At 39.6% G+C, this 21,311-nt stretch carries 19 protein-coding genes; 11 read left to right on the forward strand and 8 right to left on the reverse strand.

Translation table 11 applies throughout. The features are described 5' to 3' along the window. Window positions 1-8: 8 nt before the first annotated feature. Window positions 9-608, forward strand: coding sequence for a hypothetical protein (locus HUW51_RS17420; RefSeq protein ID WP_185270897.1), 600 nt, complete (start codon window positions 9-11; stop codon window positions 606-608). Between the two features lie 139 nt (window positions 609-747). On the opposite strand, the gene HUW51_RS17425 is transcribed toward HUW51_RS17420, so the two are convergent. Then, window positions 748-1,737 (reverse strand): IS110 family RNA-guided transposase, encoded by a 990-nt coding sequence (locus HUW51_RS17425; protein ID WP_185269968.1) that lies wholly within the window; start codon window positions 1,735-1,737, stop codon window positions 748-750. Window positions 1,738-2,198: 461 nt separating this feature from the next. Between HUW51_RS17425 and HUW51_RS17430 the strand changes: the two genes are divergently transcribed. Further along, window positions 2,199-3,230 carry a hypothetical protein gene (locus HUW51_RS17430; protein WP_185270898.1) on the forward strand — a complete coding sequence of 344 codons (1,032 nt, stop codon included), beginning with the start codon at window positions 2,199-2,201 and terminating at the stop codon, window positions 3,228-3,230. A 174-nt stretch (window positions 3,231-3,404) separates the two neighbouring features. On the opposite strand, the gene HUW51_RS17435 is transcribed toward HUW51_RS17430, so the two are convergent. The 3 genes from HUW51_RS17435 to HUW51_RS17445 form a co-directional block, all read right to left on the reverse strand. Then, the gene (locus tag HUW51_RS17435; RefSeq protein ID WP_185270899.1) at window positions 3,405-4,565 is read right to left on the reverse strand and encodes a M56 family metallopeptidase; all 1,161 of its coding nucleotides are present in this window, start codon (window positions 4,563-4,565) and stop codon (window positions 3,405-3,407) included. Beyond that, window positions 4,565-4,930: a BlaI/MecI/CopY family transcriptional regulator gene (locus tag HUW51_RS17440; RefSeq protein WP_185270900.1), complete on the reverse strand. Its 366-nt coding sequence runs from the start codon at window positions 4,928-4,930 to the stop codon at window positions 4,565-4,567. Before HUW51_RS17440 ends, HUW51_RS17435 begins: the two co-directional genes overlap by 1 nt. Before the next feature lie 325 nt (window positions 4,931-5,255). Continuing rightward, complete coding sequence (locus HUW51_RS17445; RefSeq protein WP_185270901.1) at window positions 5,256-5,633, reverse strand: DUF2116 family Zn-ribbon domain-containing protein; 378 nt, start codon at window positions 5,631-5,633, stop codon at window positions 5,256-5,258. A gap of 390 nt (window positions 5,634-6,023) precedes the next feature. Between HUW51_RS17445 and HUW51_RS17450 the strand changes: the two genes are divergently transcribed. The 7 genes from HUW51_RS17450 to HUW51_RS17480 all read left to right on the forward strand — a co-directional run bounded on the left by HUW51_RS17450 (window position 6,024) and on the right by HUW51_RS17480 (window position 10,235). Continuing rightward, the gene (locus tag HUW51_RS17450; protein WP_185270902.1) at window positions 6,024-6,380 is read left to right on the forward strand and encodes a hypothetical protein; all 357 of its coding nucleotides are present in this window, start codon (window positions 6,024-6,026) and stop codon (window positions 6,378-6,380) included. Window positions 6,381-6,471: 91 nt separating this feature from the next. Then, window positions 6,472-6,963 (forward strand): hypothetical protein, encoded by a 492-nt coding sequence (locus HUW51_RS17455; RefSeq protein WP_185270903.1) that lies wholly within the window; start codon window positions 6,472-6,474, stop codon window positions 6,961-6,963. 79 nt (window positions 6,964-7,042) lie between these two features. Then, window positions 7,043-7,705: a hypothetical protein gene (locus tag HUW51_RS17460; protein ID WP_185270904.1), complete on the forward strand. Its 663-nt coding sequence runs from the start codon at window positions 7,043-7,045 to the stop codon at window positions 7,703-7,705. Window positions 7,706-7,763: 58 nt separating this feature from the next. After that, complete coding sequence (locus tag HUW51_RS17465; protein WP_185270905.1) at window positions 7,764-8,261, forward strand: hypothetical protein; 498 nt, start codon at window positions 7,764-7,766, stop codon at window positions 8,259-8,261. Window positions 8,262-8,323: 62 nt separating this feature from the next. Next, window positions 8,324-8,893: a hypothetical protein gene (locus HUW51_RS17470; RefSeq protein WP_185270906.1), complete on the forward strand. Its 570-nt coding sequence runs from the start codon at window positions 8,324-8,326 to the stop codon at window positions 8,891-8,893. Between the two features lie 70 nt (window positions 8,894-8,963). Next, window positions 8,964-9,446: a hypothetical protein gene (locus tag HUW51_RS17475; RefSeq protein ID WP_185270907.1), complete on the forward strand. Its 483-nt coding sequence runs from the start codon at window positions 8,964-8,966 to the stop codon at window positions 9,444-9,446. Between the two features lie 84 nt (window positions 9,447-9,530). Then, entirely contained in the window at window positions 9,531-10,235 is a 705-nt protein-coding gene (locus HUW51_RS17480; protein WP_185270908.1) for a hypothetical protein, read from the forward strand. A 577-nt stretch (window positions 10,236-10,812) separates the two neighbouring features. On the opposite strand, the gene HUW51_RS17485 is transcribed toward HUW51_RS17480, so the two are convergent. Continuing rightward, complete coding sequence (locus HUW51_RS17485) at window positions 10,813-12,012, reverse strand: DUF4932 domain-containing protein (RefSeq protein WP_185270909.1); 1,200 nt, start codon at window positions 12,010-12,012, stop codon at window positions 10,813-10,815. Window positions 12,013-12,863: 851 nt separating this feature from the next. Here HUW51_RS17485 and HUW51_RS17490 point away from each other — a divergent pair. Beyond that, complete coding sequence (locus HUW51_RS17490) at window positions 12,864-16,508, forward strand: choice-of-anchor tandem repeat GloVer-containing protein (protein WP_394353961.1); 3,645 nt, start codon at window positions 12,864-12,866, stop codon at window positions 16,506-16,508. A 292-nt stretch (window positions 16,509-16,800) separates the two neighbouring features. Here HUW51_RS17490 and HUW51_RS17495 read toward each other — a convergent pair whose 3' ends face one another. The 3 genes from HUW51_RS17495 to HUW51_RS17505 all read right to left on the reverse strand — a co-directional run bounded on the left by HUW51_RS17495 (window position 16,801) and on the right by HUW51_RS17505 (window position 19,543). Continuing rightward, window positions 16,801-17,715 carry a helix-turn-helix domain-containing protein gene (locus HUW51_RS17495; RefSeq protein WP_185270911.1) on the reverse strand — a complete coding sequence of 305 codons (915 nt, stop codon included), beginning with the start codon at window positions 17,713-17,715 and terminating at the stop codon, window positions 16,801-16,803. 13 nt (window positions 17,716-17,728) lie between these two features. Continuing rightward, window positions 17,729-18,655, reverse strand: coding sequence for an alpha/beta hydrolase family protein (locus HUW51_RS17500; RefSeq protein ID WP_185270912.1), 927 nt, complete (start codon window positions 18,653-18,655; stop codon window positions 17,729-17,731). Between the two features lie 657 nt (window positions 18,656-19,312). Then, the gene (locus HUW51_RS17505) at window positions 19,313-19,543 is read right to left on the reverse strand and encodes a hypothetical protein (protein WP_185270913.1); all 231 of its coding nucleotides are present in this window, start codon (window positions 19,541-19,543) and stop codon (window positions 19,313-19,315) included. A 345-nt stretch (window positions 19,544-19,888) separates the two neighbouring features. Between HUW51_RS17505 and HUW51_RS17510 the strand changes: the two genes are divergently transcribed. Beyond that, complete coding sequence (locus HUW51_RS17510; protein ID WP_185270914.1) at window positions 19,889-20,641, forward strand: multidrug transporter; 753 nt, start codon at window positions 19,889-19,891, stop codon at window positions 20,639-20,641. Window positions 20,642-21,311 lie beyond the last annotated feature (670 nt).

Here is a 21,311-nt window from a genome sequence, read left to right on the forward strand (position 1 = left end):
CCATATTTATGAAAGTAATACCCTCTTCAGAGTCTGTCAAAAATAGGATAGAAGCATCACTACTGCGCATTATTAACAACTGCGGAGAACACCTAAAAAAGCAAATTGTGTCTCTGCCTATAATTGTGACAGATGATAAAAAAGCTGAGGAAATTTACAGCGATAATTTTAACCTTTTTAAAAAAGCTTATAGTGAAGGTTTTGGTGGTGTAAAAGGAAACATCACTTACAATGGCAATAAATATCATTTAATTGTATTGAATATCAGTAACATTGAAAAGTTACATTTAACTGATCAAGAACTTGATGGAGTATTTTCGCATGAGTTAGGACATATATTTAATGAAAATCCTAAACGGGAAATGCCGTCTATTCTTAAAGGGAATACTATGAATGAAATAGATAATGCTAAAACCATTTTGCTAAAGGAAGCTGAGGTATATGCAGATTTTTTTTCTAAACTTACATTAACATCAGATGGACTTATAAGCAGCATAGATAAGTACTTAGCCTCTGGAATTTGCTTAAATAGAGATCTTTTTACTGAAAGAGTGGAAAAGTTAAATTCTGATGAAGAATTTATTGGAAGCTTAAAATTTGTAAACTAATGCGGCACACACCATTATTGATTGAATCAACTAAGTAAACTATCTTTAATCAAATGCAGTGCTAAGAAAGTTAGAACAATAAATTGCTTAGCTGTATAAAGTTGCATATCACTCTATTTAACATGAACTGTGTTAAAAATCAAGGTTTTGGGGTTGAAATATGCATATAATTAGGATGGTAAGGAATACCCGATTTTACGATGGCAAAAGCTTGCTTGAGCAATTTATTACAAACCGCTATTAAAGCTAATTTGCCATTCTTCCCTTTGGCCACCAACCGCTCATAAAGGGCCTTGCAGGCTGCATTCGATTTCTTGGCCGAAAAGCTGCACACATATAATTTGCTTCGGATTAAACTCCCACCCATTTTCGTAATGCGCACTTTCCCTCGGATACTCGTCCCGGAAGTATATTCGCGGGGCGATAAACCGGCTTTGGCAATCAACTGGCGGTAATTATCTAATTTTTGGAAGTCACCGGTAAATAAAAGCAACATCCCCGCCGTCTTTCGGCCAATTCCCGGAATTGAAGTAAGTAGATTAAGCTCCTTGGCAAAAGCCTTTTCTAAAGTTTCTAGTAGCTTTTCCTGAATTTGCTTAACCTGCTTGTCAAGCATTTTTAAGGTTTGAAGCAGGCTTTTGGTAGCCAAACTGCTGACAACAGGTTGCAGTTTTAAAGCTTCCAATGCATTGATAACCATGGTTCTTTGTTTGATGAGCTGCTCGGCAACCTGCTCTAATTGGCGGCATTCCACAATCACCGGCTGCTCTGGTTGCCAAGAGGTTGCTTGGCTTTGTTCTCCGTAGCGCTGTATCCATTGGGCATCTTTCTTGTCGCTCTTGCCTTTGCCTAAATGCATTTGAATAAACCGTTTTATGATAACTGGATTTACCACAAATACTTGTGCTCCTTGCTCATAGAGGTAATAGGCCAGTTGCAAGTAATAGATGCCAGTCGCTTCCATCACATACAGGCAATCAACGCCACACTGTTTCACCAGCTTTTGAAAACCAGCTTTATCATTACTCACCTCCAGGTGCTGGAGCTTATTGGTCAAGGAGAAGCAAACGGCCAAAGAATCTTTACTTACATCAATACCAATTACCTTTTGTTTTACGGGTGAGATCATAACTTGTAACGTTTAGTAAGAAGAAACTAAATAAGTAAGTTAAAAGAGCAGACTATGGAGGCTTTCTCTATCCTGATGCAAGCTCGAAGGCTTTATGGAACTGTTCAAAGTAGCCATAGAAAAGGAAGGGGATTCTCATGTTAAACGGGTTCTTTACACCTGATAATACTAGGAATCTTTATCCTTCCTTTCTTCTCTTTTTATCCCAATATAACCTTTTAGGCAAACATAGGATAATAGTAGTTATCAGGAAAAATTTATTCATTAATTTCTTTTTACATTGCTGGATTAGTTATCAGGACAAATTTACAATTAAAATTTTAAGCGAATTAAAAAGTTCAGGTACTATTTACCTTCTAAAAAAGTATTTCTCCTTCTTTATTATTCCATATATTGTAATGGTTAATACCATTCACAGCTCATGGTAAGGATCAATACTTATTAATTGTTTGCTAATAAACATGAAATATTTACTACTTACTTTTCTTGTTTTTTGTCAAATCAATCTGATCGCTCAACCAACAAAACCTATCGACTATGGCTTGAAAGCCTTTTCTATAACAGATAATAAATTAGGGCTCATTAATTTCTATGTTGATACAACCGGTATTACCCAAAAAGCACCGCTCTTCATTGATATAAATGGCAGTGGCGGCTTGCCTTTGTGTTTCTATATAAAAGGGAAGGATTTTGGAGCAACTGCCAATACCTTTACTACCGACATCCTGGAAAATACCAAGGCCAAGTATCATTATGTAATCTTAGACAAACCGGGAACTCCTTTCTGTGATACCATCACGACCAACCAAACGGCCAAAGAATATAATTTACCAGAAGTTTTAAAAGATTATAAATTTTCCGACGAGTACACCAAACGCTTAAGTTTACAATGGCGGGTGGAAGCGACCAAAAAGGTTGTTTCCTATCTGATTAGAAATAAATACTGGAACAAAACCAAGATCGTAGCATACGGCTATTCCGAAGGTGGCCAAGTAGTTCCTACCTTAGCGGTGGAAGACAAACGAATCACCCATATCGCGGCTGTTGTTGGGAGTGGACTCAACCAATTTTATGATGGGATTATTGGTTGGCGTATCAAAGCGGCAAAAGGCGAAATAACGCACCAACAAGCCCAAGATAGCATTAATGTAGGTTTGAAAAATATTGCTGCTGTTTATAAATATCCCACTGCTACCGATAAACAAATAGGCGGCCATTCCTATCAGCGATGGGCCAGTTTTTGTTCTGTGGTTCCCTTTGAACAATTACGAAAGTTAACCATTCCCATTTACATGGTTGCCGCCACGGCGGACACCAGCTCTCCCATCTACGGTTTAGATTACGTACCTCTGGAGTTTATAAGATTAGGCAAGACCAATTTGACGTATGATCCTTGTATTGGCTGTAATCATTATTTAGCAAGTACTGACAACAACCAGCAAGCTTCCCCGAACTATTTGCAGAAAATATTAGATTGGGTGGATCGGAATTAGTAGTATCTAATGATACTTGGCAACACGCTGTTGAACATAATCACGATTATAAGCCAAGTTAGAAAAGACATACTAATCTACTACAATAAGAAACAATTCCTAAGGACTAGTCGAAAGAGGTAAAGCCTATTTGGACAAGATTTATCCTGCCCAAACAAGCTTTCACTAGGGTAATTACTTTTTCAGTGTTTCTTGCAACTTCTCATTAAATTGGATCACTTGGCTGGCATTTTTGTTTTTCTTGGTGGTAATAGCAATAACCCCATTGCCCCCTTTATCGCCGAATACTTTGATGGCGCTTTCGCCTTTGAACACATTTACGCTTTCAATTTCTTTGGTATCTAACTTTTTGAAGGTGCCGTCCGATACTTCTTCGCCATCAATGTAGTACACCACATCTGCTAATGCTTGTGCTGGTTCACTGGCTGGTACCTGGTTAACCTGGGGTGCCGTCGCCACCGGTTCTTCACTGCAAGCAGTTAAAATAAAGAGTGGTGCCGCTATTAAAGGGGCTAATACCGCGTAGCGGGCAACGTACTTCCGGGAAGATGGTTTTTTGTTCATCATGGTTATTCGCTTTTTTATGGTAAGAAAATTAAAATTATTAACTAAGCTGGCCCCTTGCGCCAGATCACTGATGTGCAGCAGGCTGTATTGGTAAGCTTTGCTGTCCACACCACTTTGCAGCACCTGATGGTCGGTTAAAAACTCCAGGTTTTCCTTCACCGCTTGCTTAAAAAGCCAGGCACCTGGATTAAACCAGCACAGCACCGTACTAAATTCCCCCAGCAGCACGTCCAGGGTATGCCACTGGCGCACGTGAATGTGCTCATGACGCAGGATAGAAATCAATTCTTCGGGGCAATGCTGGTCGGGATTCAGGTAAGCAGTTTGCCAAAAAGAAAAAGGATTTACTTGACCTGTCACTTGCCGGTAGGACATACCTTCGTGACAGGCGGGCTTTGACTGCTGATGGATCCGGTACAGGGAATAGAACTGCCCCAGCAAGCGCAAGGCCATCATCAGACTTCCAGCCCAGAAGAGAATAGTAAGTACCTGCCAAAACCCAGGTACCGGCGCTTGCGCCGGCAACAACGCTACCGCTCGCCAATCAGGAGCAACGGCGGTCAACTGATTACTGAGCTGCGACGGCTGATTCAACATCCAGGAAACATCGATCCGGGGATAAGCCAGGGAAAAAGCAATACCAAAGACCAGGAAGAAGCGGTTTAGGGTATAGAAAGTGAGCGGGCGCAGCAAAAAACGGTAAGCCAGGTAAAAGAGTACCAGGGCCGCATTCACTTGAAGCAGGTAAACAAATAAGGCCGGCATCATTATTCGGATTTACGTTTTTCAATCAGATCGATGATCTCCTGGAGCTCCTGGGGGCTAATTTCTTTCTCCTGGGCAAAAAAGGTGACCAGCTCTTTATAAGAGTTTTGAAAGTAATCGCTGACAAAACCGCGCATAAAGCTTTTGCTGTAGTCCTTTTCCGCTATCAGGGGCAGGTAGCGGTAAGAGTTACCCAGCTTCTCACTCTGGATAAAACCCTTTTGTTCGAGTTTTTTGACCGTGGAAGCGACCGTGGTGTAAGGGGGTTGGGGCTCGGGAAGGTGATCGATGAAGTCCTTGATAAACCCGCCGTTGGTTTGCCAGATGGCCTGCATGGCCTCTTCTTCTTGCTTGGTTAATTTTTTCATTTATACGAATTTTTCGTAATTATACGGAAAATTCGTATAAATGAAAAAATACTTCTCTTTTTTTTGGTTTGCGGTAAATTTAATCTATTCTGCCGGTGAATCGCTCTACTTGCTTGGCGGAGAACCAAGCTTAGAATCGGGTCGTCCTACTAACGCATCTCACAAATAAATAACCTATTTAGATTGGTGAGATGGGCTTTTAAGATGAGATATCTAGCCAAATATAGCTGATTCTGCACAATCATTTTTATCTCTCTATTCCGTCGTTTCGTGAGACGGATTTTTGGTAAGTTTTGGTCAAGACAAAATAATATTAACCTCTTTCCTAGGGTTGCATGTAGGGTTGCCCGTTCACGACAAGCACTTTCTCTTCGGGCAGCAGTAAGTAATCATAATCATAGCAGAAAAAGTAGGTGTTCCCTTTCCGTGTCCGGTACTGATGCGTGAAGTAGCGCAGATCAAATCCTTGCTGCACCAGCTGATCTACCTGGGCCGTTGTCTTACCCCAGGGACTTGCCTTGCGGAGAATATTGCGGTTCTGGCGCAATATGCCGTTAATCTCCTGCCTTAAGCGTTCGGCCGGGTCCCCGCGCCTTTTTTGGTTGTTGCTTTCGGAACGGCATTGGTCCGAGCAGTACTTCTTATCACTTCTTCCTGGGATAGCTTGCCCGCAAACCTGGCAAGCAGCCGTCTGAGCTTTCATGATCTTAGCCGATTAATAAACGGTTATAATCGGATATAAACGTTTATTAATCGGATAAGTGGCTTTCCAAAGCGAGCAAAATGCAGGAATCGCCTCCTATTTTACCCGAAAGCTCTTTCTACGGCGAATAAAAAACGGCCGAATAAGGAGCCATAACCCCCAAAAGCACGGCTCGCATTCATTAGAAACCGATTTCTAATAAATAGGAAGGACTGGCAGGATAATTGGAGAATATTGTATATATTACTTATAATATGCTACAAGCCGCTTTAACTAGTAAAAACGCCTTTACAAGCCTCCTGAAAGCAACTATACCTACTCCATCCATAGTGCAGATAACCGGAACAACTCCGTTTATCCGCTAGTTGTGCGTAATTAATGATTATCAAAATGTTCAATATTAAAGATAAGCTGACAATAGTAGATGTTTCTTGTTGGATGGACGGAGGCACGATAACACTTATTATGCAAGACCAAAATTCTCAAACTTGCGAAATTGAGTTTGTTCAGAAAGTAGCTTTAAAAAGATATGAAAATCATCCCCGACCAGGAAGTCTCCTAATAAACAGAAAAGAAGTTGAAGTAAGGTCAGAACTTGAAAAGGAAATACTGATTGCCGTTCAACAAGCAGAATGGGGAACTGCAATCATAGAGGAGGAAAAAGATAGTTTAAAAATGATTATAGAAGACTGCATTGATTTTGTAAAATCAGAGCGCTATATAGAATTAGCCCAAATCATTATGTAAAATAACTCCGCACAACAACGTGTAAATGCCAGCTTCGGCCAAGGGCCTCGCGGTCGTTTACACAAGTACGTTAGCAAGCATTAGAAAAAAAATGAAAGAAGTAATTTTCGGTAATCCTGACCAATTTGCGATAAGGTATATTCCTGGTTATAAAACTGAAGCTGACAGATATTACTATGCTTTCTTACATTTAATACTAGGCGGACAAATTATAGGAGACCCTGAAGAAGAATGTTTCCTTCCTACATGGTTAAATGAAGTAAAAAGAATCAACAGGGAAATATTAGACACCAACGTATTAAGTAGCAAAGAATTTACCGACAGAACAGATAAAGAATTTATTGAATCTGCCTCTTTCACAATTGATGAAACAACAGATGGATGGTTGATTGCATTAATAGAAAATGAAGGATTTTTGAAGTTTATCTGGAAAGGCTTACGAAGTCCCTGTCCTGAAGAAAGAATTGGGGAAGTTTATTCTACTGTAGTAAAAAGAGAAGATGTGATAGAAACCATCAATAAATGTGTCACAACAGTAGAAAAAGAGTTTCCAACTTACCAATTAAAAAATAACGCTTGCTAACACTGTATAAACGCCAGCATCGGCCGACGGCCTTCGCCGCCGTTTATACTAGACCGTTGTACGCAACCTTAAATATTAAATGCATTATTATATTATAACTTACAATGGCAGCACACCAGGGCAAAGTGGAGAACAATGCGGGACCGAGTATGACTTCACTAATGCCTGTGAAATTTGTGGAACAGGTGTAGAATTAAAGGGAAACCTGAAAGTTAAAGGAATTTCAAAAACAAAAAGGGATTATTTTGAAACCATAAATGGTGACTGTATAATATCAAAAAGACTTAAGGAAGTGATATGTCAAGAAATTTCCAATTTTGAAGTAGTACAAGTTGTTGACATTATAAACCAACCCCAAGAATTTTATCATCTGTACACCAGATTGTCGCTGCCAAAATCTAAGGAAACCTCAGCCGGATTTGTAAGAGAAAACCCTTGTTCAGTTTGTAACAGGAATGGATATTTTAATGATGCTACTATCGGCTCACCGACCATCATTAAACCTTTAGAGCTTAGATATAATTATCAAGACTTTAAGAATTCTCCTGATTCGGTAGTACTAAAGACTTGGGAATGCGTTGGTCAATCTAATAGAAAAAATTATGGCAATAATGTTATCAGGTATGCTCGACCATGGATTATTGTTCGGGAAGATTTAAAGAATATATTCGATAAAGAAAGAATTAAAAACCTTCACTTCGAACAAATAAAAATAGAGGGCAGCGTACAACAAAACCTATAGTGCATAAACGCACCATAGCAAAGCCGTTGTACCACATTTAATAAACAATGTAAACTGAATGAAATTGTTTCCGAATAAAAACATTGTTGTAAAATTACGAAATGATAGAGCGACTACATTAAATGAATTAAGGCAAAATACCAAGCTGACTGACACGCTAATATCTGATTATACTGACAAAGGATTTATTGGAAAGGTTGATGATTCCGGATTTAAGATAATATCATCCGGAATTGGGCATGGAGCTGTTTGTGTTTTTACTGGAGAACTTCAAGATTCCCTTGGAACAATTGAAATAAAGCTTAACAATGCATTTAAAGTAAAATTTTCTATTTTAATGGTTATGCCAATTATCGGATTTGGTATTACTGTATTGAGAAATGGAATTGAAGAATCTTTCGGAATTTTAATCCCAATGATTTTTGGAATTCTATTTATAAGATTTGTATTCATGGAGTTAACTTTTCGCATTGCTTCAACAAATGGCCTTAAAAAATTGACCAATATTACTGGAATAAAACCAGTGAATATAAACGAGGTACAACAACAGGTTTAGGCCATTGCTGCCCTTCGGGACAGCATCGCCCTAACCCAAACCGTTAGCTGTTATTTATAAACATGAAAAGATTATTACTGATTTGGTTAACTCTAGCAGCATTCAGTTGTGGAAGCAGGAAGAATGATATAGTTGAGAACCAATCCCTACCCAAAATGGACAGCGACTCATTGAGAAGGGAGCAGCAACGTTATACAATAATCACAGACGCGAAGGAGGCTGATATCGAAGCATACGGGGGGAAATCCTTTTGGGCTCCTACAGAGGAGCAAATCAATGAAATTCTACAGATAGCACGACAAGCGGTAAGTGAACAAGAAAATAGCCGTTCCGAGTATCTTAAAGCGGATAGCCTTGCGACCGCATATAAGCAGTTTATCTTCTACATTGACAGTAAGGGGGATTCGATAGCCTATATCAACAGTATGTGCGAGATTTGGTATGCGCCACCAAGTAATATCAAAGGGAAAGAGTCTAACCGACGCAGATGGCATTACAGAATAATCATCCCTAAGGATGGGGGTGACTGTTATTGGAGAATGACAATCAACTACTCTAAAAGAAAAGCAAACTCTATCTACTATAACGGGTTAGCCATTATAAGAAAAACAACCGCTAACGGTCTCGTATAAACAACAAGCCACGGCCGATGGCCTAGCTCGCTGTTTATACGAGACCGTTAGCCAAAATAAGAAAAAAGAAATGAAACAAGTAAGGTTGATATTTTTAATCTATTGTGGCAGTTGTGTGGCTTTAGGAGTCTTAATTTTTATGGACCATTACTTACCCAAAGATAAAGTAGTGACCAAAGTAGAAGGAACAAAGAAGGAAAATAGTCAAACTAACATTAAAGTACCCTCCGCACGCACAAATAATTATTTTATTAGGATTGATAGTAAAGATATTAGTGTGGATGGAACAACTTATGGGGAATTAAATGAAGGGGATGGGGTTACGGTTCTTAGAACGTTTGTTCTAAGAAGAATATTCGCCTTAGAGTCAAAAGAAGCAGGAAGATTAGTTCGACTACCATACTCAAGCTTGTATTATGCTTTTCCTTTAATTCCTATTTTACTTCTTATTCCGCTTGCCAATTTCTTTGTAGGTAAAAATAAATTCCTGAAAGACTTTTTTGAACCTTTAAGTTTAATTGTGCCATTAGCTATACTGTTTTTTGATTTATAAAAGTATACTACTATGGCTAACAACACCTTTACGATAGCTTCGCCACCGAAAAGCCAAGTCCGTTGGTAGTAATAAAAATTAATAATGAATAGACTATTTCTGACCATTATCGTCATTTGTCTGATTGCTTGCCAAAAACAATCGGCTAAAGAAAACAATCAAAAAAAGACCGATATAGGAAAGAAAGCAGTAATAAATGAAGAAGCATATAAGGATACCTTAAATTTTAACAGCAACTATCCACTTGGAAAAGAACTGAAGAATGCAATAAATGACCCATTAACAGATAAATACTTTTTAGAAGTATTCAAAGAAGGGAAAATGGTGCCGCACCACGACGATAAGAAAATGCTTTCTATCACGGACAGCCTCCTTTCAAATGACCAAAACAAGGATTTCTTTTACTTCGTTGTGTTCACAAAATCCTTAAATGGATCGGATGGGTTTTATTCTGAAGCAGCGGGTGCAAAAGCAACAGAATTTATAACTACTAAAACGGAATGGTTCGCCGACTATTTCAATATTGGCCCAACATTGACTAAAAATGATATGAAAAATTGGGCAAGTTTTATTGTAGGAGAAATTCAAATTGAAAAAGAAGGCTACGAACCTAAGGCCATTAATGAACTTGTCAGTAAACTTAGAGAAAACCTAAGAGGTAGACGGAAAGAATACTCTGTGGTGCTTGAAAATTTTATCGAATATATTAAGGAGGTAGAAAAGAAAAAAATAACTACCACTAACCACACCTATACGGCAGCTTCGCCGCCGCATAGCCCAGCCCTTTAAGGGCAATTAATACAACCATGCTTTTGTTCCAGAGAATAAGTGCTAAACGTTTTCTCTTAGCTCTCATTATTGTTATCATTTTAACGGGTCTAAGCTATCTTTCCTTAATGGGCAAAGGGGAAGGATTTTTACCTTATCTGTTTCTTGTATTACGTTTTCCAACACATACCTTGCTATGGGATGCAATTAGTCAAAGTTCTACTTTGTATAGACTTGGACTTGTGGTTAATATATTCTTTTGGTCGTTGATACTGGAGAGGCTTTTTACAATATTCTATTTATTGAAGGCTAAGCGACCGCAATGAAAGCTGCCTATAACAACAGCTTTATGCAATAGTGGTTTGAGTAATAACTTTAAACAAAATATCTTTAATAGACTTTCAGAACGTAGTGAGACAATAGACCAATAAATACCACTACTGTCTAAAGCTGAGAAAACGTTAATTCATTCATTGGACAAAAGCTAGAAAACCACTCCTATTTAACATAAAAGTCGTTATGAGAGAAACTGTGTTTAAACGCTTCTAGATGGGTCTATTTGGAACACCTTTTTTAAAACTTTTCCAAGTAACCAAATTCAATTAGCAGAAGGCATTTTCTTTTTTAATAAGGCATCAATATCTGTCGGTTTTAGTTGATGGAGTGTTTGGAAGAGTTCCGGTAAAAAGCTTTTAAAATCCGGATACTTCGACCGATTACTTTCGTAGGCGGCTATTTTCTTTTCTAGGAGTGGTAAGAGTACAAAGTGGAACTCGTCAATATGAAGCTTACGCAGGCGATTTACTTCCGTCTTATCTCCTACCATTTTAGTGACTCGGATCTCTCCCAATCGAACCAAATGCTCAATTACGCAAGTCTCCCAGCTACCAATGTAGGAGTTTTCCAAAGTTTTAGCCAGAGCAGGCGTAAACAAGGCGCTATCCTTTATTATTTCCGCTGGAAAAGATTTCACAATGGGGTTCACAAAAGAATGACCTATTTCGTGTACTGTTAAAAATTGGGTCACTTCCTTATTATCAAAACCATAGGCTTTATAGTCCTTTAACGCTGGCAAAAGGGGTAACTGAACACTAGAACTGAATACCATGGCCGATACTTTTCCTTTCGGGCTAGTGAGCATGGGCCCAAACGCCCGGTAATTATCCTCTCCCGGCGTAATTGGCATACCCAGCATCAGGTAAAGCTCATAACCCGCAAATTTTTGTCCATACCATTTTTCCATATAGGGTATGGCTTTTACATTGATATGTTTCTTGGCTTCGGCCAAAGCTCCTTTATAAAAAAATGCATTACGCTGCAGAAACTCGCCTACTTTTGCCTGGTGATAAAAAGAAGATAAGCTATCGGCAAGCTCCAGAACTAATCTTTTTGCTTCATGATGATGTTCTTCGTCAAACACAGGCAAATCAGCGGGAACGGGCCACCTTAATCCAGAAGCGGGAAATTGATTCCTATAAAGCAGGTATTCTAATTGCGGGGCATTATCGTGGAATTGATCGCGCAATTGCTTCAATATGTCCGCAATCCGCAAAATTACCGGCTTATCTTTCCAGGGCATAAATTCCTGCAATCCGTAATAAACGATTGGCTGATGGGAAAACACCACGTTATTATAGCTATAGACGTAATTACCTATATGCTCGACGGCTAGTTTCTCCGCCAGAAAGTAGGTTTCTATATTGGTGTTTACCGAAAGAGTCACGTTTTCCGATATCTTCTCCGTAAACTGGGCGCGGGTTAAAAGCGGGCTTAGCACGCAAACTAACGCCATAGTCATAAATCTTATTATACTAGGAGAATCCTGTTTTATTGTTTCAGTTGGCAGCGATTGATCCGCAGAAGAGTGTAACGGAATGAAAGGGAAACTACCTTTTGGTATTACTTTCAAAACGGAATGAATTCTAGCTCTATAACTCATGTCTACTCAGCAATAAGAACAATGCCAATAAATTTAGATGCTGATAGAGAACAAATTACAACAATACTACTAGAAAGCTGTCCGGTTATGGCACAGTAAGTTGTTCATTTCTGAAACAAAAATGTATGGCCAGTAACGAGGAAGCGAAAACCCAATTAGATATATAAACTCGGCAAAAAGCTTTTGAATGATTATGGCTTCCAGTATTTGATAAGTATAAGTCATATAAGTAAGTATATGTAAAATAGAACCACCTATTACTAAGAAAATGGTATTTTTAGTGGAATGCCTTAACTAACAATAGTCAATTACCATTCAGTTAAATAGCTATTTAGGAGTTCCTTGTAAATACTTTTATGATTTAACCTCTCCTATAAACAGCGAACATTTGTTATATTGTATATTAAATATTTGCTACATTTACTTCTAGTTTCTACCTTGATTATGTCTCCTTGGTAGTGGAAATAAGTCCTGGTTTTTACTGGTATAAATTTATAACAAAGGCATTTCTATAATTTCATTACCTAATTAAACGACACTTGAATCGAATTTTACTTCTATGCGAATCAGGCCATTTAGGCCTGGTTAATACATTTTATATTCCTAATTGCTGGTTTTCTTTTGGGTCGTTCCTCTGGGCCAGAAGGTTTGGGCTGTTATTGCTGGTTCTATGTTATTTTGTAGGCCCCGTTTCATTTGCTCAGGATGTTTTGCTAGGATTAACGCCTAAAGGTGGGGCACAAAATTATGGTACTGCCTTTAGTATTAAAAGTAGTGGTTCCGACTTCACAATTCATAAATCATTTGAGGTATCAGGTTATTTGCCATCCGAGAATCTTTGCAGAGGTAAAGACGGTAATTTCTATGGCATGACTCAAATGTTAGGTACCTACCAATGTGGAACTATCTTTAAAATGACCCCATCCGGTAAGATCACAATTCTCAAGCATCTCCGAGACTACTATGATGGAAGCTATCCTCAGGGAAGTTTAATACAAGGTGCAGACGGCAACTTTTATGGTATGGCCAATAGAGGTGGTAATTATTATAATGGCTCCATCTTTAAAATTACTCCAGATGGAAAATTTACTGTACTCCATCATTTTAATTATAATTATAATGAAGGCGCACAACCAAAAGGAGGCTTGGTGCAAGGTGTTGATGGTAGTTTCTACGGCATGACTCAATATAAAGGAAAGAATAATGCAGGAACCATTTTTAAATTAACAGCAACCGGAACGTTTACCTTATTACACCATTTTAATTCTGCTACGGACGGTGGAACTCCGTACGGCAATCTGGTGCAAGGCACAAATGGCCTTTTATATGGTATGACTACAGCTGGTGGGAAATATAAAAGTGGTACTGTATTTAGTATTACTCCGGACGGCACCTTTACCGTTTTGCGCCATTTAGAGCCAACTTTGGATGGGGGGAAACCATCTGGTAGCTTAATGATAGGCCAAGATGATTATTTATACAGCATGACCTCGAAAGGTGGCAAGAACAACTACGGTACGATATTTAAAATAAATTTCAATGGCACCTTTGCGGTATTGCGTCATTTAACTTATTCAGATGGGATTAATCCGCAGGGTAGTCTCGTGCATGGCCCGGATGGGAGTGCTTACGGGATGACGGCCCGAGGTGGCGCTAAAAACCTGGGAACTTACTTTAAAATCAAGCCGGACGGAACATTTACGGTCATTAGCTATTTACGCCAATCTCTACCGTTCCGACATAATAGTAGTTTGGTACCTGATGGAGAGGGTAACTTTTACGGTATGGCCCATAAGGATGGGGCACGGGGCGGAGGCAGCATCTTTAAAATAACACTATCCGGTGTTATTTCGGTGTTGGTTGAATTTCCGGATATTTCTAAACCTCTGGCGCCACAAGGTAGCTTAGTACAAGCCCGTGATGGGCGCTTCTATGGCCTAGCTGGTGGTAATAGTTCTATCTTTCGAATGTGCCAGGATGATTTTTCGGGTGTTACAGGTCTTGATTTTTATACAGCGGGTGATTTAAATTCCGCCTTGGGTAATTCAAAAGGAAATTTGATCCAAGCCACCGATGGGAATTTTTATGGTATGACCATTAGAGGAGGAGCATTTAATTCTGGATCCATATTTAAGGTCACCCCATCCAGTATTATTCAGGTTCTTCATCCTTTCAAAACTCAAATGGATGGGGGAACACCGTACGGCAGTTTGGTGCAGGGTAAAGATGGCAACTTTTATGGTATGACCTCCGAGGGAGGTACCAATGCTCATGAACCCGGTGGCACGATCTTTAAAATGACTCCGGATGGCACTTTCACCGTATTGAAAAAACTTAATTCCAAAATAGGTTCAAGTCCTTATGGCAATTTAATCCAAGCCCAAGATGGTAATTTCTACGGCATGACTACATACGGAGGAGAAAATAAAAGCGGCACCATTTTTAAAATAACGGCAGCAGGAGATTTAACGGTACTGCATCATTTTAAAACCAATACAGAGGGCGCAATCCCTTTAGGAAGTTTAATCCAAGGCCAGGATGGAAATCTCTACGGGATGACTGCTACGGGAGGTAAAGGAACAGACAATGCCGGTGCTATCTTTAAGATTACTGTTGGGGGTATTTTTACCGTGCTCCATGATTTTGATTATACCGCAGATGGGGGTAACCCTTCAGCAGACTTAGTACAGGGATCGGATGACAGCTTTTATGGAATGACGAGTAGAGGCGGCACCTACAATGCCGGTACAATCTTTAGAATTACTGCAAGTGGTGCTTTTACCATACTTCGACATTTCAACCCAAGTAGCGATGGCGCTAATCCTACTGGTAATCTGGTGGTTCAAAAAGCTAATCCGGACGCTCATTCTCAGAATGTTTTGGTTGTAGCCAACACGGCAAAGTCTATTACGCTTCAAGCTTCAGTTCCGGGCTCTCCCATCTCCTACGCCATTCAGAGTCCACCCAAGTACGGTACTTTGACCGGTTCCGGAGCCAATTACACCTACTTGCCCCAAGCAGGCTTTACCGGCAGTGATTCGTTTACCTTTACCGCGACCTGGGGTTGTCAAACTTCGGCGATAACAAGGGTATTTATTTCGGTTACTGGGAACCAGGCCACGATTCCTTTGTCGGCTATTGCAGATACCTATGTGCATAATGGTAGCTACGTCAATACCAACTTTGGCCAGGCACCGGCTTTAGTGGTAAAGGGCAATCCGCAAAATGGTTATGCCCGATCTTCCTATTTGAAGTTTTCTTTGGAGCAAATAAGTAGTGTGCGTTCCGCTAAATTGCGGATCTATGGTAACAATACGGAAAATAACTCCGCTATTATGACTTCGGTTTACGGAGTAGAGCCGGATAACTGGACCGAAACCGGCTTGACTTGGAACAATGCTCCACTAGCCACTTCTCCTGCTTTAAGTTCCGTGGCGGTGACTAATGAAGCAAAGTATTACGAATGGGATGTTACTAGTTTTGTACAAGCGCAGCTAGCGGGTGATAAAACCGTAAGTTTGTTGCTCCAGGATGCAGCTAATCAGAACAGAAAACTGGAATTTAATAGTCGGGAGAATACCCTGAATCCACCTCAACTCCTGATCGAATCAGCCTCAGTCAGAACTATCCGCCTAAACAGTGGTGGAAATGCGGTGAATACGAGTATGGGTAATTTTAGTGAAGATGCTTACTATAGCGGCGCCACTACCATCACAACTTCTACAGCAGCCATTGCCAACACCCAAGATGATGAGCTCTACCAAACTACCCGCAAAGCCGAAGTAACTGGTGGCAGTTTTGCTTATGCGCTACCCGTGAGTAATGGTACCTACACGGTAAAGCTGCACCTGGTAGAGTTGGCATTTACTTCTAATGGCCGACGCAAGTTTAATGTAAGTGCTGAGGGAATAAGCTGGCTCACCAATTATGATATCTACGCTGCCGCGGGAGGTGCTAAAAAAGCCATCGTAGCTTCCAAGACCATCATGGTTCAAGATGGGATGCTCAATCTAAACTTTGTGTCTGTAGTAGATAAAGCCAGTATAGCCGCTATCGAGATATCGCCGGTAACCACCGGAGCTCGCCTGGCAGTAGTCGAGGCAAAAGAATCATCCCATGCACAACTCTATCCAAACCCGGCAACCAATAAAATAAGAGTAAGGCTATCTCAACCCGTGCAGCAAATAAGCACTTTTATCACGGATATAACTGGGGTGAAATACCAGTTCAACACCCATCAACAACTAAATGCGACCATCTTGGAAGTACCCGTTAGCTCCTTACCTCCGGCAGTTTATTTATTACATCTGCACTTGGGGCAAGATCAACAGATATTCAAATTTATAAAACAATAAGAGTTATAAAGAACGGGTTAAGCTTACTTTCTAATTTTTCCTATTATATGAGTGTCCATTTTTGATCTTCTTCTTCCCGATTGAAAAAGCAAACAGGTCATTCGGACATGGCCTGTTCGCTTTTGAAAGATTGTATTCCTGAAAATAAGCTACTGATGATTGGTCGTAATGGATAGCAAACCAAATTTTTTTAGGTTAGGCTTAAGATCGCTACACCGGGTTTGCCATAGGATATAAAGTGATGCTGCGAATTGTATATAGCCTGAAGGATTGTCGTGTATGTCAATATATTTTAATTGAAAGAACGCCTGAAATCCACGGGCGATACACTGGTTTTGAGTTTGAATAGTTTACTAAAGGATTGGGGATGTTCGAATCCTAATTCATAAGCTATTTCGCTGATCGAAGCCTGGCTGGTGGATAATCGTTCCTTTGCTTTTTCGATCAGATTATTATGAATGTGCTGTTGTGCATTTTGCCCGGTAAAGGATCGCAGCATATCACTTAAATAACTGGCGCTGACGTTCAATTGACTGGCAAGATACTGGACAGTAGGAAGACCTTGTTTTTGCAGAGCTTCCGACTGTAAGTAGGTATGCAAAACCGCTTCTACCTGTTGTAATAAGCTGCTGCTTACCGCCTTACGGGTGATAAATTGCCGGCTGTAGAATCGGTTGGCATAATTTAGCAGCAATTCGATCTGGGAAATCACAACGTCCTGGCTGAAATTATCAATTCTGCCTTTTAATTCTTCTTCGATACTTTCGAAAACTGCAATAATGGTGATTTTTTCTTTCTCCGATAAATGCAGCGCTTCATTAATTGAATAGGAAAAAAAACCATAGTCTTTAATTTTTCTGGCGAGGTCGTAGCCAAGTAAAAAATCCGGGTGGAAGAGTAAAGTATAACCAGATTGATCGCTTAGTGGAGTGTGGCCTCCTGTGATTTGATTCGGCGAAACAAAAAACATTCCCCCTTCGTCGAAATCGTAGTAATGCTGTCCATATTTGAACTTTCCCTGGAAGTTCATCTTATAGGATATTTTGTAAAAACTTAAGATGTGGGGATTGGGTAGTTTTTCCAGCGGAATGGTTCCTGTGGCATTATTGATCAAGCTTACCAATGGGTGCATAGGTGCCGGTATGTCCAGCGCCTTGTGCAACCTTGATAATGAATTGAATCGATGGTTAGACATTTCGTCCTTCATATCGTCTGTTTATTTATTTGCTTTCAATGCTACCCAACGCTCCCGGCACGCCGTTAAGGTTTTTCTTTTGTTGTTCCCAACTTAAATCGTTTGGATCGAATGTACTCCGAATATACGCAAGAATGCTTTCACATACAAAAGCAACACGCTCGGGGTTTTCATCACTTGTTTCGCGGGCATCATAACCTGATATGCCACCAAAAATGTGCTCAGCGCCGAATACGTTCAGCAAATCCTTAGGACCCGGACTTTGATAATAAGCGTCTGCACGCCAATTGTCCACATCAGAGAACATCAGGTTTTTGTCCTGGTCCCCGTTCACGATGAGCGCAGGCAAAGTCATAGTACCAAAATTGCCGGCCGCTAACACAGGATAATGCTGTCTGTTTACGCCGTTAAATCCTTCGGGACCACCGCTCACGCCAATCAATACCTGGGCTTTTATCCGAGGTTCTATGAAATTTACTATTTTACCTGTTGCGGGATCCGTCACATCCATGCCAGCCAGCATGGCAACAGTGTGGCCGCCCATGGAATGGCCAATGGCTGCAACTTTTGCTTTATCTACTCTTCCGGTCAACCCTGGTACCGTGGAAATAATTTCGTCTAAATAATCCAGGATAAATATCATATCCGTAGCCCGGGAACTCCAAAACAAGGGTGCTTCCGGGAGGGATGAAGAAAGCCCAAGTGCTCTTGAATTTTGATGAGTAGGTTGAATGACGACAAACCCTGCTGCCGCAAAAAAATCTACAATGGGGCCATATCCTCTGTACGAAGAGAGAAAGTTGGAGGGGCCATGCCCATGCGAAAGAAGAATAACCGGCAAGTTGTTTCCGCTTGCGGGAGCAGTAACTTTCATTTCAAGGTCTACGTGACGGCCGGAAACTGGTAATACAACCGGACTAAAGCTGAAGATGGGAGTTTGTGACTGTTTCATTTTATTATTGATTAAATTTTGATATAAGCAAAGGTCATCAGTCTTCAACTTCCCGGCGTAGTGAAATCGGGGTATTGCTTAGCCAAACTGCGGAAAAGGCTTTAAAATGGATTGTAAGCTTCCCCAAAAATAGAACTGCTTAGCAAGGGGAAATTAATAACTTGAAACAGTACTTATGAAAAGGATACTCTTCACTCCCCAACAGATTGCCAAAATCCTTAAAGAATTTAAGGAAGGTTAAAGTGTCACCGAAATTAGTTGGGAGCCAAGCTGCTTTTTACAAGTGGCGGCAGAGGTAATTGGGTGAATGAAGATACGTAGGTAAATAAAGAGAAAAGCCTTTCTGTAAGAATCATTTGAAGCGCTAAAGCCGAAAACGCTCCCCGCTTTATTGAAGGCTTCCTGATTTAAGAACTTGATACAAGTATAATCTTATGTATTACAGTTCTAAATTGACGAAGCCGAATATTAAAATAATTTCAAAATTGATGAAGAATTTTAAATTTTTAAAATTTTTCTTAAATGCTATTTGGCTACAATCAGACAGCAGCCAGAGAATAGTTTAGTCGAATCTTTACAGCTTCAAGAGCAATCCTTTCATTGCATAGGTTTTAAAAATTAAAAAATGCCGCTCTCAGCGGCATTTTTTAATAATATTTATTTTGGTTGTTCTTTCCCGATTATTTCCCATTCTACTTTAAAGGGGAGTAATTGCCCATCTATAAGTTCGGGAAAACCACTGATTATATTTATTTCATTAATTTCTGGCCTGGTACCAATTTTACTTTCCGCCTCGCTGCACAATTTGGCTAATACATCTTCTTTTAATAACTGCGGACTTTTAACGTAAATATCGGGGTCGTTAATTATAATGGTGGTGGTGTACATAAATCTATATTAAGTGAAAGCTGTATTTTAGGTTGGTAATACGAGAAGTTGAACAGAAAGTACAGGGTGGGCCCGAGAAAAGATATAGCGATAACAACTAGGAGAAACAGTTTATGGTATTTTTAAGCAGCGTATATATTTATTACGGGTAGGTACATCGTCAATTTTTCCGTTGCTTTTGATAAAAGTTTAAACGAAATGGGGTATTTAAATTGGATTTAAACAAGCGTAATAACCGATAAGCCAGAATAAGAAATCAGATAGGAGATTAGGAAAGTTAAATTTATATAGCTTGTTGATAATATTAAATATATTTAATATTATTGTGATATTATATAATTTAATATGTCCTTTACTAAAATTCATCCAACTATCCATTCGCTTAAACTGAATCCGCGGAAAATTACCCAACGGTTATTTTTAATAATATTCCTTTTGTTAACGGCCAACACTATTAATGTAATTCTGCAACACACCCGCCCTCTGGAAAACTGGATATTGGATTCGATTGATAAGTTCTTTAATGTGAATAATGAAGCCAATATTCCCACTTTTTACTCAGCTTTTCTGCTGCTTTTTGCTGCTTTGGTTGCTTATGTTACTTTCCACCAAGCAAAGGTTTCTTCTTCAATAAAACAGGCCAGGCCCTGGCAGGTTTTAGCCGGGTTGTTTGTTTTTGTTGCCCTCGACGAAATTGTGCAAATACATGAGTTTACTTCTAACTTTATCCGGCCCTGGTTAAAGAGCGATCTGTCTGGGTTACTGTATTGGTCTTGGGTAATACCTTACTTCTTGTTGTTTTTAGGGGTAGCAGCTTATTTATTTCGTTTTGTTTTAAACCTGCCCGCTTATACCAGAAACATAATAATTTTATCGGGCTTTATTTACGTAAGCGGCGCCATTGGATTAGAGTTACTTGAAGGACATTTTTATAAACTGTATTCTCTAAATCATAAGTACAACGAACTACTATATTGCCTGGAGGAAGGTATGGAAATGATAGGAGTTACTACCTTTATATATGCCTTACTGGATCATCTGAATTTTCTAGGTTTTAGAATAACGGTTACAACGGAAGACTATTCATCAAAAATTTAAAAATGACGACAATGTGACTTACCTGTGATGCATTAAAAAAGAAAACTTCCTTTCTTGCCGTTATGATTAAGAAGCCGTATCAGGACCTTTCCCCCAGAGGTAGAATCTTCCGCGCAACCGTTATAAAATTGATTGTTTTGAGTGTTTTACTGATAATTTTTTATCTCGCTTGCGCTAAGTTATACCGGACGATAAATAAAGTAAGAAAACCCGTGAACCAGGATAAAAGCTTACCCATTGCTTTTGCCCCCGCCCAGTATAAAATTTACTTTCCGCAATAGAGGTGGCGTTTTACGCAAACATTTAGATTCTGCTGGCCGGTTTACATTACCACCCAGATAATAGTAATCGTAAATAAAAATTACCCTTACCAGAAGTAAACAAATAAGGCATAATACAATTGAGCCCTTGAAGCTCGTTGGCGGCTCAAGAGAAAGTAATCGGGTTAAGGTCTAAATTGTTAAGGCAAGTTTACCGGCTAAGGTAGTGCTCCCTAGAACCGGCCGCTTTTATTTGGTTCTTAGCGACAGTATCAACCAGGTTGTGAAAAGAATTAAACCTACCAGAGAAAAGATGAACAGAGCTAAAGAATTCATAAGAGATATTATAATAAGTATTAACAACTAATTAATATATTTTAATAAACTTATTTATAATACACTAAAGCTCC

The organism is Adhaeribacter swui, from assembly GCF_014217805.1.
Lineage (GTDB): Bacteria > Bacteroidota > Bacteroidia > Cytophagales > Hymenobacteraceae > Adhaeribacter > Adhaeribacter swui.

Excerpts from the sequence above, each read along its gene's own strand:
- HUW51_RS17485 (WP_185270909.1), bottom strand. The coding sequence starts at position 12,012 with ATGACTATGGCGTTAGTTTGCGTGCTAAGCCCGCTTTTAACCCGCGCC.
- HUW51_RS17475 (WP_185270907.1), top strand. The coding sequence starts at position 8,964 with ATGAAACAAGTAAGGTTGATATTTTTAATCTATTGTGGCAGTTGTGTG.
- HUW51_RS17510 (WP_185270914.1), top strand. The coding sequence starts at position 19,889 with ATGTCCTTTACTAAAATTCATCCAACTATCCATTCGCTTAAACTGAAT.
- HUW51_RS17450 (WP_185270902.1), top strand. The coding sequence starts at position 6,024 with ATGTTCAATATTAAAGATAAGCTGACAATAGTAGATGTTTCTTGTTGG.
- HUW51_RS17445 (WP_185270901.1), bottom strand. The coding sequence starts at position 5,633 with ATGAAAGCTCAGACGGCTGCTTGCCAGGTTTGCGGGCAAGCTATCCCA.
- HUW51_RS17500 (WP_185270912.1), bottom strand. The coding sequence starts at position 18,655 with ATGAAACAGTCACAAACTCCCATCTTCAGCTTTAGTCCGGTTGTATTA.
- HUW51_RS17505 (WP_185270913.1), bottom strand. The coding sequence starts at position 19,543 with ATGTACACCACCACCATTATAATTAACGACCCCGATATTTACGTTAAA.
- HUW51_RS17420 (WP_185270897.1), top strand. The coding sequence starts at position 9 with ATGAAAGTAATACCCTCTTCAGAGTCTGTCAAAAATAGGATAGAAGCA.
- HUW51_RS17440 (WP_185270900.1), bottom strand. The coding sequence starts at position 4,930 with ATGAAAAAATTAACCAAGCAAGAAGAAGAGGCCATGCAGGCCATCTGG.
- HUW51_RS17460 (WP_185270904.1), top strand. The coding sequence starts at position 7,043 with ATGCATTATTATATTATAACTTACAATGGCAGCACACCAGGGCAAAGT.
- HUW51_RS17430 (WP_185270898.1), top strand. The coding sequence starts at position 2,199 with ATGAAATATTTACTACTTACTTTTCTTGTTTTTTGTCAAATCAATCTG.
- HUW51_RS17425 (WP_185269968.1), bottom strand. The coding sequence starts at position 1,737 with ATGATCTCACCCGTAAAACAAAAGGTAATTGGTATTGATGTAAGTAAA.
- HUW51_RS17465 (WP_185270905.1), top strand. The coding sequence starts at position 7,764 with ATGAAATTGTTTCCGAATAAAAACATTGTTGTAAAATTACGAAATGAT.
- HUW51_RS17435 (WP_185270899.1), bottom strand. The coding sequence starts at position 4,565 with ATGATGCCGGCCTTATTTGTTTACCTGCTTCAAGTGAATGCGGCCCTG.
- HUW51_RS17495 (WP_185270911.1), bottom strand. The coding sequence starts at position 17,715 with ATGAAGGACGAAATGTCTAACCATCGATTCAATTCATTATCAAGGTTG.
- HUW51_RS17470 (WP_185270906.1), top strand. The coding sequence starts at position 8,324 with ATGAAAAGATTATTACTGATTTGGTTAACTCTAGCAGCATTCAGTTGT.
- HUW51_RS17455 (WP_185270903.1), top strand. The coding sequence starts at position 6,472 with ATGAAAGAAGTAATTTTCGGTAATCCTGACCAATTTGCGATAAGGTAT.
- HUW51_RS17480 (WP_185270908.1), top strand. The coding sequence starts at position 9,531 with ATGAATAGACTATTTCTGACCATTATCGTCATTTGTCTGATTGCTTGC.